The 18905-nt window shown below is 53.0% G+C and carries 16 protein-coding genes and 1 pseudogene; 9 read left to right on the top strand and 8 right to left on the bottom strand.

The features are described from left to right. Positions 1-2: 2 nt before the first annotated feature. The 5 genes from BN3796_RS14995 (at position 3) to BN3796_RS14975 (ending at position 5818) form a co-directional block, all read left to right on the top strand. Entirely contained in the window at positions 3-1451 is a 1449-nt protein-coding gene (locus tag BN3796_RS14995; RefSeq protein ID WP_061709154.1) for a GGDEF domain-containing protein, read from the top strand. A 90-nt stretch (positions 1452-1541) separates the two neighbouring features. Next, positions 1542-2507, top strand: coding sequence for a sensor domain-containing diguanylate cyclase (locus tag BN3796_RS14990; RefSeq protein WP_061709153.1), 966 nt, complete (start codon positions 1542-1544; stop codon positions 2505-2507). Positions 2508-2590: 83 nt separating this feature from the next. Further along, a complete protein-coding gene (locus BN3796_RS14985; RefSeq protein ID WP_061709152.1) occupies positions 2591-3118 on the top strand; it encodes a GNAT family N-acetyltransferase in 528 nt (175 codons plus the stop codon). Between the two features lie 105 nt (positions 3119-3223). Further along, positions 3224-4675, top strand: a complete 1452-nt coding sequence (locus BN3796_RS14980; protein WP_061709151.1) for a tagaturonate reductase — start codon at positions 3224-3226, stop codon at positions 4673-4675. 228 nt (positions 4676-4903) lie between these two features. Beyond that, complete coding sequence (locus tag BN3796_RS14975) at positions 4904-5818, top strand: bestrophin family protein (protein WP_061709150.1); 915 nt, start codon at positions 4904-4906, stop codon at positions 5816-5818. 2 nt (positions 5819-5820) lie between these two features. Here the strand turns inward: BN3796_RS14975 and BN3796_RS14970 are convergent, their stop codons facing one another. Both BN3796_RS14970 and tam read right to left on the bottom strand, forming a co-directional pair. After that, positions 5821-6369 carry a GNAT family N-acetyltransferase gene (locus BN3796_RS14970; RefSeq protein ID WP_061709149.1) on the bottom strand — a complete coding sequence of 183 codons (549 nt, stop codon included), beginning with the start codon at positions 6367-6369 and terminating at the stop codon, positions 5821-5823. Positions 6370-6644: 275 nt separating this feature from the next. Continuing rightward, a complete protein-coding gene (gene tam, locus BN3796_RS14965; RefSeq protein WP_061709148.1) occupies positions 6645-7403 on the bottom strand; it encodes a trans-aconitate 2-methyltransferase in 759 nt (252 codons plus the stop codon). 109 nt (positions 7404-7512) lie between these two features. Here tam and BN3796_RS14960 point away from each other — a divergent pair, with 109 nt between their 5' ends. The 3 genes from BN3796_RS14960 to BN3796_RS14955 all read left to right on the top strand — a co-directional run bounded on the left by BN3796_RS14960 (position 7513) and on the right by BN3796_RS14955 (position 9465). Further along, positions 7513-7830 (top strand): YebG family protein, encoded by a 318-nt coding sequence (locus BN3796_RS14960; RefSeq protein ID WP_061709147.1) that lies wholly within the window; start codon positions 7513-7515, stop codon positions 7828-7830. A gap of 378 nt (positions 7831-8208) precedes the next feature. Next, positions 8209-9027 carry an AraC family transcriptional regulator gene (locus BN3796_RS20290; protein WP_073885237.1) on the top strand — a complete coding sequence of 273 codons (819 nt, stop codon included), beginning with the start codon at positions 8209-8211 and terminating at the stop codon, positions 9025-9027. Positions 9028-9102: 75 nt separating this feature from the next. Then, positions 9103-9465, top strand: a complete 363-nt coding sequence (locus BN3796_RS14955; protein ID WP_061709146.1) for a cupin domain-containing protein — start codon at positions 9103-9105, stop codon at positions 9463-9465. A gap of 446 nt (positions 9466-9911) precedes the next feature. Here the strand turns inward: BN3796_RS14955 and BN3796_RS14950 are convergent, their stop codons facing one another. The 5 genes and pseudogenes from BN3796_RS14950 to yjjJ form a co-directional block, all read right to left on the bottom strand. Next, positions 9912-10862, bottom strand: a complete 951-nt coding sequence (locus tag BN3796_RS14950; protein ID WP_061709145.1) for a bifunctional helix-turn-helix transcriptional regulator/GNAT family N-acetyltransferase — start codon at positions 10860-10862, stop codon at positions 9912-9914. 155 nt (positions 10863-11017) lie between these two features. After that, positions 11018-12397 (bottom strand): ISNCY family transposase, encoded by a 1380-nt coding sequence (locus tag BN3796_RS14945; RefSeq protein WP_407681208.1) that lies wholly within the window; start codon positions 12395-12397, stop codon positions 11018-11020. A gap of 466 nt (positions 12398-12863) precedes the next feature. Beyond that, the gene (wcaA, locus tag BN3796_RS14940; protein ID WP_061709250.1) at positions 12864-13748 is read right to left on the bottom strand and encodes a colanic acid biosynthesis glycosyltransferase WcaA; all 885 of its coding nucleotides are present in this window, start codon (positions 13746-13748) and stop codon (positions 12864-12866) included. A 42-nt stretch (positions 13749-13790) separates the two neighbouring features. Then, positions 13791-14066: pseudogene (locus BN3796_RS21090) on the bottom strand (pentapeptide repeat-containing protein); the annotation flags it as partial. 254 nt (positions 14067-14320) lie between these two features. Further along, entirely contained in the window at positions 14321-15625 is a 1305-nt protein-coding gene (gene yjjJ, locus BN3796_RS14935) for a type II toxin-antitoxin system HipA family toxin YjjJ (RefSeq protein WP_061709249.1), read from the bottom strand. Between the two features lie 252 nt (positions 15626-15877). Between yjjJ and BN3796_RS14930 the strand changes: the two genes are divergently transcribed. Continuing rightward, complete coding sequence (locus BN3796_RS14930; RefSeq protein WP_061709143.1) at positions 15878-16747, top strand: aldo/keto reductase; 870 nt, start codon at positions 15878-15880, stop codon at positions 16745-16747. A 72-nt stretch (positions 16748-16819) separates the two neighbouring features. Here BN3796_RS14930 and glgX read toward each other — a convergent pair whose 3' ends face one another. After that, on the bottom strand, positions 16820-18898 hold the full coding sequence (glgX, locus tag BN3796_RS14925; RefSeq protein WP_061709142.1) for a glycogen debranching protein GlgX: 2079 nt from the start codon (positions 18896-18898) through the stop codon (positions 16820-16822). Between the last annotated feature and the right edge of the window lie 7 nt (positions 18899-18905).

The raw sequence follows: 18905 nt of genomic DNA, 5'->3' as shown, positions 1-18905 counted from the left end.
GAATGCGTGCGTCGTTAACCGCCTTTAAGCCCTTTCAGCCCGACAGGCCCCTGCGAAACGCTGGCGGAATTTTTATGCTGACCACGCTCTTTTATTTTATCGGGGCAGAGCTGCGGCTGGTGGAAGCTCTCTCGCTCTTCTGGCCGCTCAACGGGGTAATGGCCGGACTCTTTGCCCGTTACCCCTGGCTGAACCGGCTGCGCTATTACGCGGTCTGCTATGTCGCCATGCTGATGTATGACGCGGTCACCACCAGTTGGGGACTGGCCTCGCTGCTGATTAATCTCTCCAATATGGTCTTTATTGTCACGGTGGGGCTGCTGGTGGCGCGCGATCGTCGCGCAGGAAGGAAAAGACCCGACCCGCTTAACGCCTTTCGTCTCTTTAACTACTGTCTGGTGGCCTCCTTGCTTTGTGCTGTGGTGGGGGCGATCGGCTCGGTGGGTATCGACAGTCACTCTTTCTGGCCGCTCTTTGCCGACTGGTTCGGCGAGCAGTTTTCTACAGGGGTGTTGATTGTTCCCTGTATGCTGACGGTGACGATGCCCGTCTTTACCCGCGCCGTGCGTCCTGAAGATCTGATGCCGGTGGCGGCGCTGGCGGTTTCGGTGCTTGCCTCGGTGGTCATTGGCGGCGCGGGGAGCCTGGCGTTTCCGCTGCCGGCGCTGATCTGGTGTGCGGTACGCTATTCGCTGCCGGCGACCTGTCTTTTGACCTTTATCACCGGCGGGGTGGAGATCATTCTGGTGGCGAACTCCATTATCAATATCGCCGTGGCGACGCCCCTCTCCACGCCGCTGATGTTCTCCGCCCGTCTGGGGATTGCCACTATGGCTATCTGCCCGGTGATGGTGTCGGTGAGTATGGTGGCGATCAACTCGCTCATGCATCAGCTCTCGTTGCGCGCCGACTACGATTTTCTTACCCACGTCTACTCCCGCTCCGGTCTGTACGAAGCGCTCCAGCGCGAGAAGGCGCCTCGCCGGCATCGCTTTCTGACGGTTATGCTGCTCGATATTGATTACTTCAAGAGCATCAATGATAACTATGGTCACGAATGCGGGGATACCGTTCTGGCCGCCTTCGCCCGTAAGGTGCAGGAGGAGGTAGGCGAAGAGGGGCTGGTGGCGCGTATGGGGGGCGAGGAGTTTGCGGTGGTGGTGCAGGCGGATAATGCGCTGCAGGGGATAGCGCTGGCCGAGCGGATCCGGCGGGCAATCGAACTCCATCCTTTTTCCTGGCGCAACCAGTCGCTCTTCCTGACGGTGAGTATTGGGCTGGGTAGCAGTAAGCTGGACGCCTCGCCGCTTATCGAGATCGTCAACAGGCTGATGACCGAGGCGGATGACTATCTCTATCGTTCGAAAAAAGCAGGGCGAAACCGCACCACGGCCCGTCATGAGCGCGCGGATATGCCCCAGGGACATGACACCCGTCCTGAAGAAGTATAAGGCGACGCGCAAGGCAAAAACCGTATCTACGCCACTGACATCTCATGCTTTTAGGCTACGCTTTTAAAATGTCTGGCGTCAGGAGTCATTATGAAAACTCCCGCAACTCCCCCTAATGAAGCAGAACGTTTGCTGTCACTCAGGCAATCGGGCTTACTGGAATTTGATAATCGCCAGCCTTATGACCGTCTCACGCGCCTGGCGAAACGGCTTTTTAACGTGTCGGTCGCGATGGTTAACCTGATCGATGAGCGTACCCAGATTGCCAAATCGGTCGACGGGGCGGTGCCGGCGGTGTTGCCCAGGTCGGTCTCTTTTTGTGGACATACCATTCTTCAGCCGGAGCCGCTGGTGGTTAACGACGCCCGGGACGATTCCCGCTTTGCCGATAATCCGCTGGTGGCCCATGAGAACGGCGTTCGCTTTTACGCGGGCATCCCTCTGCGGCTGCCTGACGGGGCGGTAGTGGGATCGCTTTGCGTGGTGGATCAGACGCCGCGTGACTTCAGCGCGCAGGATCTGGCTGCGCTCAGCGATCTGGCGGCGCTGGCGGAAGATGAGTTCGCCGCCTCCTGTGCGGCAACCACCGATGAGTTGACCGGACTGATCAACCGCCGTGGCTTTAACCAGTTTGCCGCCTTCGCCCTCTCCGGCGCGCGGCGGCGCGCGGAACCGCTGACGCTTGCATGGATGGATCTTGACCGTTTCAAACAGATCAACGATCGCTTCGGTCACAGCGAGGGGGATGAAGCGCTGAAGGCGATGGCCCATCTGCTGCGCGGCGCCTTTCGTGAGACCGATCTGCTGGTGCGTTATGGCGGCGACGAGTTTGCCGTGCTGTTTGCGGATACCGACGAGCAGGGCGCTTGGATTGCGATGCAATATCTGACGGAGCAGGTGGCCAAATTCAACCAGACCGGAAGCCATCCCTGGACGCTGACCTTCTCATGGGGGATTTGTGAGTTTGACCATCATCATGGCGACCTGGAAGAGTGGCTGAAGGAAGCCGATCGCAAGATGTTTTCCATGAAGCAAAAAAATAGCGCTGCCCATTAATATAGGAAAAGCCTATGGCGTGGCGCTTGCGTTAACGAAATGTTAAATGCAATGTGAAGGGGTTGACTGATAAAGGAATCATCATGACCCCCTCAAACTCTGTTGAAACTCTCTCCCCGGAAGCGATTATTACCCATCTTGACGCGCTAAGCGCCATTCTTGAGGACTGCGTGACGGGCGGCGCGTCGGTAAGCTTTATGCTGCCGTTCAGCCGCCATACGGCACACCAGTTCTGGCAGGATATGGCTGAAAGCGTCAGTCGTGAGGAGCGCACGGTTCTGGCCTGCCGCGACGCGCAGGGCGACTATGTCGGTACCGTACAGCTGATCACCAGCCAGCCGGAAAACCAGCCGCACCGGGCCGACGTCGCCAAGCTGCTGGTCCATAGCAAGGCGCGTCGGCAGGGTATCGCTATGCAGTTGATGCAGGCGCTGGAAGCGACGGCCCGCACGCAGGGCAAAACGGTGCTGGTACTCGATACCGCCACCGGCAGCGGCGCGGAGAGCTTCTATCAGCAAGCGGGCTGGCAGAAGGCGGGCGAGATCCCGCGCTACGCCCTGATGCCGGACGGAACGATGACGGGTACCTCGCTTTTCTATAAGTTCCTCTGAAATTGTCGCCTCATTTGATCAAAACAGGGGTTCGTGGTCGAAATGTTTGATAAGTTATTAGACCAATCTTATCAGGCTGTATGACTAATTAAAAAGGAACCCACTGTGAACAAACTTAACCGCCAGGATTTCCCTGGCGCACTTTATCCGGAACGTATTATTCAGTTCGGGGAAGGTAACTTTCTGCGTGCGTTTGTTGACTGGCAAATCGATCTGCTCAACGAGCATACCGATCTCAACGCGGGCGTGGTGATTGTCCGTCCGATTGAGAGCGATTTCCCCCCCTCGTTAAGTACCCAGGACGGGCTTTACACAACCATTATTCGCGGCCTGAACGAGAAGGGCGAGCAGGTGAGCGACGCCCGGTTGATTCGTTCCGTGAACCGTGAGATCAGCGTCTACAGCCACTACGATGAGTTCCTGAAACTGGCGCATAATCCGGATATGCGTTTTGTCTTTTCCAATACTACCGAGGCGGGCATTAGCTATCATGCCGGAGATAAATTTGACGACGCCCCGGCGGTTAGTTATCCCGCTAAACTGACGCGCCTGCTCTATGAGCGTTACAGCCATTTCAACGGCGCCGCGGATAAAGGCTGGGTCATCATCCCTTGCGAGCTTATCGATTATAACGGCGACGCGCTGCGTGAGCTGGTACTGCGCTATGCGCAGGAGTGGGCGCTGCCTGCTGAGTTCAGCCAGTGGCTTGCAGAGGCGAATACCTTCTGCTCAACCCTGGTTGACCGGATCGTGACCGGCTACCCGCGTGACGAAGCCGCCGCGCTTGAGGCTGAACTTGGCTACCACGACGCCTTCCTCGATACCGCGGAACACTTCTATCTCTTTGTGATTCAGGGGCCGAAAAGCCTGGCACGGGAGCTGCGTCTGGATAAACTGCCGCTCAACGTTTTAATCGTTGATGACATCAAACCTTATAAAGAGCGTAAGGTGGCCATTCTCAACGGCGCCCATACCGCTCTGGTGCCGGTGGCGTATCAGGCCGGGATTGATACGGTCGGGGAGGCGATGAACGACGAGGCGATTTGTGGTTTTGTTGAAAAGGCGATCCACCAGGAGATTATCCCGGTGCTCGATCTGCCGAAAGACGAGCTGGAATCCTTCGCCAGCGCCGTGACGGGACGTTTCCGTAACCCGTTCATCAGGCATCAGCTGCTGTCGATTGCCCTCAACGGTATGACCAAATACCGCACCCGTATTTTGCCGCAGCTGCTGGCAGGGGTGAGTGCCACCGGGAAACTGCCGGCCCGTCTGACTTTTGCTCTGGCGGCGCTAATCGCCTTTTATCGCGCAGAGCGCAACGGGGAATCTTATCCGGTGCAGGATGATGCCTCCTGGCTGGAGCGCTACCAGCAGCTCTGGGCGCTGCATCACGATAAACAGATCTCCACCCGCCAGCTGGTTGATGGGGTGTTGAGCGTAAGCGAGCACTGGGAACAGGATCTGACCCGGGTTCCGGGCCTGGCCGAACAGGTAACGCAGGATCTCGACGCCATTCTGCAACGTGGCATGCGTGACGCGGTGAAACCGCTCTGCTAATGGTGTAAACCCTTCTCCCGCAACGGGAGAGGGGTCGTTATTCGTGCATGGCTGTTTTAACTTTTCATTAGTTACAACATACAATATACCACGCTCTTAAATTACACATCTCAACCATCGTGCCACACTCGCTAATCAGGAAGAAAATGCAATGTCCCGTTAACAGACTTGCAACCGTGACGACGATCACGTTAAATAGTCGCGCTCTTTACTTTCACGAAGCTGACTATGATTGTTCGTCCTCAACAGCACTGGCTACGCATGATTTTTGTCTGGCATGGCTCGGTGTTACCCAAAATCTTCACCCGGCTGCTGCTCAACTTTTTGCTCTCCATCGCCGTCATTATCATGCTGCCGTGGTACACCTCGCTGGGAATCAAACTTACCGTGGCGCCGTTCAGTATTCTCGGTGTCGCCATCGCCATCTTTCTGGGGTTCCGGAATAACGCCTGTTATGCACGCTATGTAGAGGCTCGCCAGCTTTGGGGGCAACTGATGATAGCGTCGCGCTCGCTGTTTCGCGAGGTAAAAAACACGCTTCCTGATGACCCGCACCTGGGGGAGTTTGTCCGCCTGCAGATCGCTTTCGCCCACTGTCTGCGCATGACGTTGCGCCGTCAGCCGCAGGTCAACCAGCTGGCGCGTTACCTTACCGAGACGCAGCTGCGCGAGACGATGGATTCAGGCTCACCGGCTAACCGGATCCTGCTGATTATGGGAGAGTGGCTGGCGACGAGAAGGCGGGAAGGGCACTTATCCGACATTTTGTTCCATAGCCTCAATAACCGGCTTAACGACATGTCCGTCGTGCTCGCCGGCTGCGAGCGCATCGCTAATACGCCGGTGCCCTTTGCCTATACCTTGATTTTGCACCGTACCGTCTATCTCTTCTGCATTATGCTGCCGTTCGCCCTGGTAGTGGATCTGCATTACATGACGCCGTTTATCTCTGTGCTTATCTCCTATACCTTTATCTCCCTCGACGCGCTGGCGGAGGAACTGGAGGAGCCGTTCGGCGTGGAGAATAACGATCTGCCGCTGGACGCCATCTGTAACGCTATTGAGATCGATCTGCTGCAGATGAATGATGAGAAGGTGCTGCCGTCACGCATCCTGCCGGATAAGTACTACCAGCTTACCTGAGTTCAGGAACGCCGCAGGGCGTTCCACTTCTCCCGGGTGATCTCCCACAGCTCTGAATCGAGTATCCCGCTGACGTACGCTTTTTTCTCCGTTCGGACCAGACGCATGCCGCTGCTAAGGGAGATCTGCCGGGAGCGCGCGTTCACCGCCGCTTTAGGCGCGCGCAGCACCGGTTTATCGAGCGTATTGAACCAGTAATCGGTGACAGCATTGCACGCTTCCCGCATATAGCCCTGGCCCTGAAACTCGGGCGATAACCAGAAACCACGGTTGTTATCCTCGAGGTCGTAGAGGCAGATAAGCCCCATAAGCTCGTCGGGGTTTTCCTTGTGACGGATGGACCAGAACCAGGCGATCCCTTTTTCCATATCCGGCAGCGCCACCTGATTAACATAAAATTCAGCGCCATCTGGCGGATAGGGCCACGGTACGCTCGCTACCATATAGCGCACAATTTCCCACTGCGGATAACGTTTCTGTATCTGTTCAGCATCGGCGGGCTCGAGCGGTTTAAGCAGCAATCTTTCAGTGGTCAGGATCGGAACAGTCATGGCGCCTCCTTTTTAGTCGTCGTTATCTCGCTGAATAACTTCTGCTATTTTCATGCGGGTCACAACCGCTATTTTTTGCACCGGTAGCCTGTTTTGCAGGAAGGCACCTTGATAACGGCACTGGTTTGCAAGATATCTATATGACTGATGTCGCGCGTGGCGCCGGAGCAGGGAAGGCGGGAAGGGTGGTCAAAGTTTATTATCGTAAGGATAACCTGCGTATGACCAGGCTGGCGAGGCGGATGATTACGTGCGTTACGCCTCGCCCTTCATCATTAAGGCAGCCTTCGGGCCACCATAAATAAACGAGGAAACGCCAGCAGTATCTCGCCATTCTCCTGAAGCGGATATTGCTGCGTCAGCAGCTCAAGGTATCGCGCCAGATAACGCCTGCGCTCGTTTTCGTTAAGATCCTCTAACCAGGGGCGCAGACCCGTCGCGCTTACCCAGTCGATAATCGCCTGGTGGGAGGTCATCGTGTGGTAATAGGTGGTACGCCAGATATCCACCTCACAGCCCGCTTCGGTGAGGATATCGAAACAGGCATAGACCCCGGGCAGCGGATCGCGACCGCGGGCGGGATAACCTTGCTCCTCAGCCACTTCGCGCATCAATACATGCGTCGGCTCTTCAAGATTATCAGGCACCTGGGCCGCCAGTATGCCGTTGATTCTGAGCTGTGAAACGAGATGTGGCAGCAGCTGATAGTGATCGGGGATCCATTGTAACGAGGCGTTGGCGTATATCAGGTCGAGCGGCTGCGTCGGGCGAAAACAGCGAATATCGGCCTCGATAAACCGACAGTCCGGCAGATTTTTCCGCGCTTCCTCCAGCATGGAGGGAGAGTTATCCACGCCTGTGATCTGCGCTGTGGGCCAGCGCTGGCGCAGCAGTGCGGTACTGTTACCCGGGCCACAGCCTAAATCCACGATATGGTTGAGATCGTTATCCCGGATCCTGGCCAGCAGATCGGCTGCAGGGCGCGTACGTTCATTCTCGAACTGTAAGTAGAGAGAGGGATCCCAGTCGGCCATTGTGATGCTCCTTTTTACTTTTTTAAAAGTATAGGTGTAAGCACGTTCAGGCTGCAAAACAGTTCCGGAAGTGGTATACTGTATATATTTACAGTACCAGGAGTAGATTATGGCTGTTGAAACACATTATGTTGTTGTAAGAAAAGGTGAAAAGAAAATGACATTTGCCAGTAAGAAAGAGGCTGACAGCTACGACAAAATGCTGGACCTGGCAGAAGCGTTCACCGACTGGCTGTTACAAAGCGGAATGCAGATGGATGAAACGCAGGCAGAGAACCTTGGGCTCTATCTTGCCGAGCAGAAAGAGGCCGTGCAGCATATTCTGCGTACCAGCAAGCTTCCCGATCCTGATGCTATAGCCGCAACAGATAAAGCCGAAGCAGGTGAGGCGGGTAGTAAAAAAATCAGAGCCGTTAAAGCTGCCTGATAGCCAGAACCGGTCGTCACTACTTTTATAGCCGTAAGCGGGAAACTGCTTGCGGCGTTTTTTTCACGTCATGCGCTGATGGTAAAGAAACTTACCCTATATCTACGTTAAGGGACCAGAACGTCGGAAATCCGCTGGCTCGTTAAAAATGTCCTGATGTTGAAAAGTCCGCTTAGTGCCAGAAGCGGACATATGTGCAGGGGTTACGCGTTTTAATTACTTATAGTCCCGAATTGAACAAGTTTACTGGCAGTTTTTGATGCATCTGGCAGAACGAAGCTGAACGTGAGACCAACGTGCTTTCATCAACTTCTTTCAAAATCGAACCCGATAAGGTTATGGTAGAAATTCTCCTTCAACTGGAAACAGGTGTCACGCATGTCGGCTCCACAATCGAATAAAGACTGGGTCAGAGTTGCACACACGCCGGGAAAAATTGAACGCCTGGAGGCTTACTTCAGTGGATATGGTTATGAACCTCATCGGCATGATACTTATGCGATCGGCAGGACACTGTCAGGTGTGCAAAGCTTTCGTTACCGCAATAGTAAACAACACAGTTTACCCGGCGGGACAATAGTCCTGCATCCGGATGAAATTCATGATGGTGAGGCAGGAACGACAGAAGGATTTCAGTACCGGATGCTGTATATCGAGCCGGCGTTAATTCAGAAAATTTTGGGCGGAAAACCACTACCCTTTATTCCAAGTGGATTATCAGCAGATCCCCGGCTTTTTGCCGCTACCGGACCGCTGTTAAAAGCGTCAGAAGATTCTATTGATGTCCTTGAAGAGGAGGACGCACTTTATGATCTTGCCCAGACTTTGGCCGTCGTAGGAGGGCAACGCTTTCGTCGCTGCCTTGTGGATTATCAGTCTGCAGAGCGCGCGCGCGAATATATACAATCTGAATTCAGCCAAAACATTACGCTGGAAACCTTATCCATCGTCTGTGGTAAAGATCGCTGGAGCCTAAGCCGGGATTTTCGGACGCTTTTCGGTACGAGTCCTTATCGCTATGTAACAATGCGCCGTCTTGCATACTGCAGACAGCTGATTCAGACAGGTCTGTCACTTGCAGAATCTGCTTTAGAGGCAGGGTTCTCAGATCAAAGCCATATGACACGGCAGTTTATAAAAGCATACGGTATTTCTCCGGGCCGTTGGCAAACCTTCATTCACCCCCACCGTGTCTGAGTTGCACGATCGTTCAAGACCGTCACAGCCACTTTATTTATCCTCGACGTTTCTTAAACATTAAGGAATGTCATCATGTCTTCACCGGTAAATCTGGAACAAAAATTTTCTCTTTTCGACACCCATTGGCAGCCAAAAGTCATTGCGCAGATGAACGATTACCAGTTCAAAATCGTGAAAATAGCGGGCGACTTCATCTGGCACTCACATCCTGAAACCGACGAGGCCTTTATAGTAGTGGAGGGCATATTGCGTATCGATTTTCGCGACGGCCACGTCCTCGTTAATCCGGGAGAAATCTACGTTGTACCAAAAGGTGTAGAACATAAAACGTCAGCCCAAACGACGGTAAAAATGATGATGATAGAACCCTGTGGTGTGCTGAATACCGGACATGAGGGTGGGGAACGCACCGCTGAAAGCGATGTCTGGATCTAGCTGAGTTGTATCAGACAGCCCGGCTGGCTGGTCTGTCTGATATATCGTTTGATAAATTCAAGTGTACGCCCAAGGCGCTTGTTGTCCACGATAGCACCCTGGTCGATTTCCTGAAGGCGATCATCGGTGGAGTACAAGCTAATCACGAGCACAATCCCTCGAACGTAGGGCTGTCGAAGACAGCAAAGTGAGAGCTTAGCTGGAGACTTCCTCAATCTGAACCTGAGGGCGCAAGACAATCCAACTGTTATGCGAACTAACTACTGCACCAATCTGGCTACAATCCTCGTTATCTGACGTTTGTCAAAGCTCAGTGAAAATGTCTAATTACTGGCTCGTTAGAAATGTCCTGATGTTGAAAAGTCCGCTTAGTGCCAGAAGCGGACAGAGCTGATCAATGGTTAGCTGAAAGCGAACCTGCTAAAATTGGTCTCTATAGAGACCAGTTAAATGATGTTACGGGTGAACTGCTGCTCAGTGATGGTACTGCCCCACTGATCTCCCTGCCACTCTTTCGTTAATTCAAATCCAAATGATTCGTACAACCATCTTGCCGCTGTAAGCTTATTAAATGTCCATAACTGAACCGCGGAGAATTTCTGCTCTTCGCAAAAGCTCATCGCCTTTTGAATAAGCTTTCTGCCTAATCCGCTGCCACGGCAGCCATCATCTAGGATAAACCAGCGTAAATGCGCTTCATTATTCCCCAGATCCTCACCATCTATTGCCACTGAGCCTACAATGCGATCATTCACCGTTGCCAGCCAAATCTGATTACATGGCTTATCAAGACGGTTGGTAAAATCAGCGAGCCCCTGAGCGACTTTACCTTCAAAAAAACCTCCAAAATTATGTTCTCTCGCGTAATAACTGCCATGCATTTCTGTAATGCGGCCAATCATGCCCGCATGGTAACCGGAAATAATTTTTACACAGCTCAGCCCATTGAGTTCCATATCATTGCGGCAGGCTTTCAGAGCGTCGGCATACGAAGAAATACCTTGATAGACAGATTGTTGATGAAAGTGATCCAGTTTTTGTAATGCGGCGACCACTCGTTCGTCACCGTAATTATTGATGGCTATTACAGTCTTTTGGCCTTTTCCTGTAAGGCAAAGACGCTTTACCCTGGCGTCTTCAGAGGAGGGGGTTTCTGCCAGTTCTCCAGCATCGACAAGTTTCGCAAGCATTCGGCTGACGCTCGACTTTTCAAGCCCCAGTATCTGCACCAGTTGGGCTGCAGTCAGTGAACCCTGCGCCTCAATCTCAAGGAGGGCATGGACAGCTGAGGGTGGGTAATCTGTTGCAGCCAGTGTGGTGTTCATAAAGCCCAGTTCTCGTACCATAGCACGAGAGGCGACGCGTATACCTTGAACAACTGATGATTCTGGATTCATAAACAGTCTCCGGCAAAATAGTTGTGCAATACAACCATTTTGCCGACGGCAATGTCAATGACTATTTGCGGTCCGCTCTTCGCTCAAAGCGGACCTTAAGCTCTCTTGCATTGCAGCTCTATGAAGATGGGATTATGTCTGCCATCATCTCCATGTCATTTCCTTGTACCGAAAATCTCGTCAGAACGTGATTGTAATGTCTTCAGCGCATTGAGCATATCGTCTTCGTCCAGAGATCGCTGGGATTTCTTCTCTGTGGGTTTCCTGCGTCGGCGCGAGGGGCCATCTCCGGCAGGGAGAGCCTGTGACCGGTTTTTGTCGCGTTTGTCCTGTACCAGTTTGATAAATTCAAGAGTACGCCCGAGGCGCTTGTTGTCCACGATAGCCCCCTGGTCGATTTCCTGAAGGCGATCATAGGTGGAGTAGGGAAGGACAACCCCGTTTAGCCGGAGCTCTTTCCGGCCATCCGGGTAATGCCAGACCTCAATGTACTTGCCAATAGCCCTTCGGCTTAACTCATTGTCTTCAATCAGATAGAGCACTTTGTCATACTGCACCGTCAGGGATTTTGAAACACGGCGCGGTTCCCGCCATGTGAAAAATGCGGTCAGATCATCATCAGTTTCAAGTGGCCGGTGAACACCAAAGTCATGCCGGGGTGCTTTGCCAAAGCGCCGGTTGTAATCGGTCATAAACTCATCAACAAAATCATTGGCTGCATCCACTGAGGAAATGCCCCTGAGCCGGAGCTCCTTTACCAGGCGATCCTGAAGCGTCAGATGGGCCCGTTCCACACGGCCTTTGGCTGAGCTGGTATTGGCGCAGATAGTCTGGATGTTCAGTTCGTGCATCGCACGGCCAAACTGGGTATAACCATCGCCACCGGTAGCGTTTTTATTGTTGATTCTGAAGACGCTGGCTTTATCGCTGTACAGCGCCAGGGGTTTGCCATGCTTCTCCAGATAGCCCCGCGTGGCTTCAAAATAGGTGAAAGTCGATTCCGATTTCACGAAACGGAGTTGCATCAGGCGGCTCGTCGCATCATCAACGTAGACCAGGGCAGTACAGGCAGGCGCACGGTTCTCGAACCAGTGATGGTCGCAACCATCAATCTGGATCAGTTCGCCGCAGCAAGCCCGGCGATAGCGTGGCTGCTGAATTTTTGGCGCACGTTGCTTGCGGGGAATCCAGAGCCCGGTTTTTATCATAAGCCGTCTGAGCGTTTCCTTACCAAGAACAATACCGTGATTTTCAGCGAGCTTTTCCCGCGCCAGTGTGGGGCCAAAATCGGCATAGCGTTCACGGATGATATTCAGGGCCTGATCAGTCAATGATGCGGGAAGCAGGCGATTTCCGGTGCGACCACGACTCTGGTTATTCATGCCCAGTGGCCCGGACTGACGATAACGTTTCAGCAGACGGCTGCAATGGCGCGGCGTGATACCGAGCATTTCGGCTGCCTGACCAGGACGCAGGTTGCGGTCGATGACATCCTGAAGGATTTTGAGGCGGTTGATTTCTTTCACGGTGAACATCCCGGTGTCATGTATAGCCACAGAAAACTCCTCATCAGGAAAAGTGAGTTGTTGACTAGGCATACAGGTCTGAGAACTATAGCCTGGACATTCCTAATGAGCCACAAATAGACATTATCATTGAGCCCCTACAACGTTAGTACGCATAATGTATATTATGTTAAATTAACTAATATGGCTCACGCAGCACATCCACGAACTGGCGCCTTCACTTCAAGCACAGGTTTATCCATTTCCCGCCCCTCTTCGCCCAGCGTTTTGCAGAATGGCCGCGATGATCTTGTTCTGGTTGATCGCGACATGCTAAAAAAGAACTCATCTCATGGTTAGCGACGTGATTACCCTGCAGACATGCTCGCTATTTTTTGAAAGAAGTGATCTGGCAGTCGATAACGGTTCCCGGGAGATAACAAAGCTAACCTCTTCTCTTCTGATAAACATCATCATGATCGTCATCAGTACAGTGCTAAAACTTTCTGTTGCGGAAACTGGAATACATCATCAGATATCTTTTCAGATTACGCAGTGTCAGCAGCGCGATTAGCGTACGTGAACTCATTCTTTTGTTGCGTATGTAGTACAAGGTAAAAAGCTGGTATTTTCTACTCGATGCGTCCAGTTTGGATTTATGCTTCCGATAGAAATCCAGATACCCTGCAAACTTGCGTCCCGAGCACGTTATTCGGGCTTCACCATGGTTGACATACAGCACTTGCGTGAAGTCATCCAGTTTGAAAGGATCACCATACGTTTCGGCCAGTCGGTAGAATGCATCATAATCCTGAGCAGCACTCAACTTCTCATCGAACAAAATTTTTCGCATCCTGTCCGTTAATGTAAACATCTGATTGCCAACGATATTTCTCTTATCAAACAGACTCTTTTTATACGCTGGCTTTGGGTAGTTCTTTAATTCACTTAAAGAGTCATAACCGCTACTGTCGCAAAGGTAATCATTGGCATACAAAAACGCATGGTGCTCAAGCTTATGTCGGCATGCAAGGAAGGAAGAAAGCCGGGTCGGTAACCATTCATCATCATCATCCAGGCCCGTAATCAAATAACCTCTGGCCATTTGTATTGCCTGATTTCTTACAGCACAGGCACCTGAATTAAATTCATTACGAATGTACGTAATCCTTGGATCATTGAGAACAGTAATAAACGTCTGTAACTGTTGAAAGGAAGACGAAAAATCATCAATGATAATCAGTTCCCAGTTCGTATAATCTTGTTTAAGGACCGACTCTATGGCTCGTATTGTCAGCTTTTCACGGTTCCATGTCGGCATATAGACAGTAACAAGTGGCTGAGAAGACTGCGTAGCTACACCGGCGTACTTATCCTCCATAAGCGCACCAGTAAAACTGGCGGCATCGACATTACTTCCCGAAAAGTCCACGCCCGTACAGACCGCACGATCGAAAACAGCCCCTTCTAATCTGCAATGACTGAGGTTTGCTCCCTGGAGGTTTGCTAAAGAGAAATTAGCGCCCCGCAGATCGCTAAACGAAAGGTCACTTCCGGTTAAATTGATATTTTGCAAATTAAGTCTCCGGAGATCCATGAATCGTAGGTCAGTGCCTGATAGATCCGACTGAAAGCGAGAATTTTTTCGAGAATTACTGTGATGTTTCAGTAGCTTTCTTTGCGCTATTTTTCTGTTCATGTGTTAGCTTTACTAAATGTAAGCATATACAACAAACCTGAGGCGCAGTTAATCACTCTTGCTCTTCTCCAGCAATAACACCCATCAATTTTAAGAAATATGCCATAAGTGCTGATGATAAGTGGCTGCTTTAACTCACCCAGCAAATATTCCTGGCGGGGCAGACGAATGGCACGGTTGTATAATCGACTAATAGCCCGGATAAACTTAAAGCTTAACAGTGACCACAGGCTGAGATGATATCCACCCTCTCATCACCCCAGCCGACATATCCGCCCCCTCGCCTCGTCAAGGTGCCTGCGCAACGCCGCAAGACAGGGTTCAAAGCTCGCGGAAAAGCGGTCGCTATCGCAGGCTAGCGAATAAAAACGCTCCGCCAGCTCCAGCGCTTCCCGCCAGGTTTCCCCGCCTATCGCTTCCGGGAGTATCGCCGGTCGCAGCATATTGACGATTTCCCCTCCTGACTTAGGCGCAAATCCCATCGGCAGAACGTCGTAAGCGGGCGCAAGCTGGTATGGCCGACCATGACTGCTGATGAAAGAGAGATTGCCGTGATGCATATCGGTATTGCCAATGAGCATCCCAAAAGCCCAGCGCCGGGCGGCTTCAGCGGCAGCGTCAGGATGAACATGGCCCTGTTTAATCAACTCGTTAACCAGTATGGGCCAGGTCTCTCTTGCCCGGCCAACAAACTCAGCTTCCAGCGCCCGCAGGGAAAACAGACCGATACGGCCCAGCGGGCCTGTGCGATCGAACCGCGGGATCTCCAGAAAGCGCTGCCCGCCAATGTCAAACACCTCGGTTTCAACGCCCAGCACCTTTAACGCCAGATGTTCCGCCAGCAACAGGTCGCGCCAGCGTTCACTTATGGGGTTATCATCCAGCGCCGAGAATTTAACCAGCACATGGCCCCGCTCTGTAAAGGTACAAAATTTTGGCTGTTCGCCACCGGCTGATGACCCCGGCACTTCCCCGGAGCTGACGGCCAACGCCAGCGCCGGAAACGCAGCGTCGCGTGAAACGGGCGTTGGTAATGGCATCTCAAGGAACTGATTTCTTGCCTGCTCCCCTATAAGCAAATTCCCTACCGCATCGTGCCCGTGGTTCAGCAAGGCCCTGATCACTTCCGCATCACTCCACTCTTCTGGATTAGAGGACAAGCCCAGCCCGGCTGAATAGGTTGATGCATACGCCCGCCCGAGGTACCCCTGCGGGCGCATATCAAATAACCACCACGGCAGCCCGTCGCTATGGAGGCAGACGCTGTCCGCCTGCTCCATCACAAATCCGTCCGGATGAACCGGAATGAGCTGGCCGAGTGGCTTTATCTGGCCCTCTTCGCTGATGCGATAGACAGGCGCAGAATGAAAGCCGCGATATGTATCGCGTAACGCATAGTGAATAGATGGTCCCGAACCAATGCGCACAATATCCTCCCCCAGCGCCTTTAAGGCACGGGAGACTGTAGGCTGGCTAATACCAATACTATCAGCCAGTTGCCTCGCATTTACTGGCCCCTGACGTAGCAGCTGGCGTAGTGTATCAGAGCGGTTGTCCATCTTTATGAATCGCTTTATGAATAGGTAGATGAATAGATAATTTACCATCTGCGTTGCGGCATGTCATCTCTGCAAGCGGCTTCTGTTGACTGTCTGTTATCAGAAAAATCGACATGCGCCATGCAAGGAACCAGGCGTAATGACGCGCTGATTTATGATTTGTATGCATAAGTGCAATCGCATTATCCCCTCTAACCCCGGCGAGGGTTTTATCCTAGAATCAGATCTTTACCGCACGGGAGGAACGCGACAGTGCAATATTCACAATTAAGTAATGGCTTAAAGATGCCGATGGTCGGTTTTGGCGTATTTCAGGTCACCGATAAAGAAGAGTGCAAACAGTCTGTATTGAGCGCGATCCGCACCGGCTATCGTCTTATCGATACCGCGGCGGTCTACGGTAATGAGGATGCCGTGGGCGACGCCGTACGGGAAGCGATCGCCGAAGGTCTGTGTACCCGTGACGAACTGTTTATTACCTCGAAACTGTGGGTGCAGGATATGACCAGCTACGCGACGGCGAAAGCCGGGATAGAGGCGTCGCTGGAAAAATCAGGCCTGGAATACTTTGACCTCTATTTACTGCACCAGGCGATGCGTGACTATTTCAGCGCCTGGCGTGCGCTGGAGGAGGCTTACGAGGCCGACAAGCTGAAGGCGATCGGGGTGTCTAATTTCTATGCTCATGTGCTGACGAACTTCTGCGAAACCGTCAGAATTAAGCCGATGGTCAATCAGGTCGAGCTGCATCCCTGGTTCGCCCAGCCTGCTGCGCTGGAAACCATGAAGCACTATAACGTGCAGCCGGAAGCCTGGGCGCCTCTGGGCGGCGGCAGGCATAAGCCTTATGAAAATGAGATGCTTAAGAAAATTGCCGACGCGCATAACAAAACCGTTGCTCAGGTTATCCTGCGCTGGAACGTGCAGCGTGGCGTCACGGTGATTCCAAAATCAACCCACCAGGCGCGTATCGAAGAGAATTTTGCTGTCTGGGATTTTGCGCTGACGGACGCGGAGATGGCGCAAATCGGCTCGCTTGATTTAGGCTACGTGGGCGATGCGGTAAAACATTTTAATCCTGAGTTTGTTCGCGGCTGTCTTGGGAAAACTATCCACGACTAATCCTCTTCCCTGCCCCTGCTTTCGCGCCGTTTGCTGCCCCTTTACGCGAGCGTGCGTAAAGGGGCATGTGTTTTACGGTCGGGTAAAGAGTGCGATGCTACGGCCCGGCAGTTCAAAATCGACCGGTTCGGTGATAACCGTACCGGTTTCAACATTGCTGGCCGTGATCAGCTCCAGCGCCCAGCCGCCTTCACCAAACTGCGGGATCTGGAACTGAACGCTGCACTCGAACGGGTTGAACAGCATCAGCATATCGTGCCAGATGCCCTCTTCGTGGATCAGATCGGGGCGGCTGATCGCGACGCCGATGGTAGAACCCTCGTCCCACTGCTCCGGCTGCTGATCCCCGCCACCAGCATTGAACCAGCGGATCTCCAGGCCATCGCGCCAGCTCTCGCGACGCAGCAGCGGCTGTTGCGCCCGCAGAGCAATCAGCTGGCGGGTAAATTCCCGCAGCGCCTGCCCTTGCTCTGACTGGCATTCCCCCTCCCAGTCCACCCAGGAGATTTCGCTGTCCTGGCAATAACCGTTGTTATTACCCCCCTGCGTGCGCCCGAACTCATCCCCGGCCAGCAGCATCGGCGTACCGTGGGAGAAAAAGAGCGTCGTCAGGAAGTTGCGCTTCTGCTGTTCGCGAATGGCGATGATATCCGGGTTTTCGGTCGGCCCCTCTTCGCCATAATTATATGACCGGTTATCGTTATGCCCGTCGTTATTATCCTCGCCGTTATCCTCGTTATGTTTCTCGTTATACGAGACCAGATCGTTGAGGGTGAAGCCGTCGTGAGCGGTGATAAAGTTCACGCTGGCCCATGGGCGACGCCCGCGTAAATCATAGAGATCGCCGGAGCCGAGCAGACGGGCGGCAAAATCGGTGGTCACGTTATCGCCCTTCCAGTACTCGCGCACCGTATCGCGGTATTTATCGTTCCACTCGCCCCAGCCCGGCGGGAACCCCCCCACCTGATAGCCACCAGGGCCGATATCCCACGGCTCACCGATAAGCTTCAGCTTAGAGAGAACAGGATCCTGGGTCACGGCGTCGAAAAAGCCGCCGCGCGGATCGAACCCTTTCGGTTCACGTCCGAGAATGGTGCCGAGGTCAAAACGGAAACCGTCGATATGCATCGCTTCCGCCCAGTAGCGCAGGGAGTCCATCACCATCTGCAACACGCGCGGATGGGAGGTGTTGAGCGTGTTACCCGTCCCGGTATCGTTAATATAGTAGCGATGCTGATCGGGCATGGTGCGGTAATAGCTGAAGTTGTCTATTCCCTTAAAGGAGAGCGTCGGGCCGAGTTCATTACCTTCCGCCGTATGGTTATAGACCACATCAAGGATCACTTCGATACCGGCGTCATGATAGGCACGCACCATCTCGCGGAATCCTTTCAGGCCAGCGGGACCATAGTACCGGGAGGCGGGAGCGAAAAAGGCCAGCGAGTTATATCCCCAGAAGTTCTTCAGCCCCCGGTCGAGAAGATGCTGATCGTCCGGGAACCAGTGGACGGGCAGCAGTTCAACGGCGGTAATACCGAGGCTTTTGATGTAATCAACCGACGCCTGATGCCCCATCCCTTCAAAGGTGCCGCGCAGCTCGGGCGGGATCGCCGGATTAAGCTGGGTAAAGCCTTTGACATGGCTCTCATAAACAACCGTGTGCGGCCACGCAATAGCGGGTCGCTGATTGTCATGCCAGTCGTAATTCGGGTCGATTACTTTGCATTTTGGCGTAAAAGGCGCGCTGTCACGTTCATCAAAACTTAAATCTTTCTCCTCATGCAGCAGCTCGTAGCCAAAATGGGCGTCGTTCCACTCGATGTCGCCCACCAGCTCGCGGGCATAGGGATCAATCAGCAGCTTGTTAGGGTTAAAACGGTGACCATTTTCAGGATCGTAAGGGCCATACACCCGATAGCCATAGAGCGCGCCGGGCTTCAGACCGGGCACATAGCCGTGCCAGATTTCATGGGTATATTCCGGCAGTTCCAGACGGGCAATCTCGTGTTGTCCCGTTTCGTCAAACAGGCAGAGCTCTACCCGTTCCGCATGGGCGGAAAAGAGCGCAAAATTCACCCCCTCTCCGTCAAAGTTAGCGCCGAGCTCCTGGTAATTTCCGGGCTTGATTTCGAACGTGTTTTCCTTTGGCATAGACTTT

This window comes from Pseudenterobacter timonensis, from assembly GCF_900021175.1.
Lineage (GTDB): Bacteria > Pseudomonadota > Gammaproteobacteria > Enterobacterales > Enterobacteriaceae > Enterobacter > Enterobacter timonensis.
Note: the sequence above shows the minus strand (reverse complement) of the source record. Positions and strands in the feature narration are given on the sequence as shown.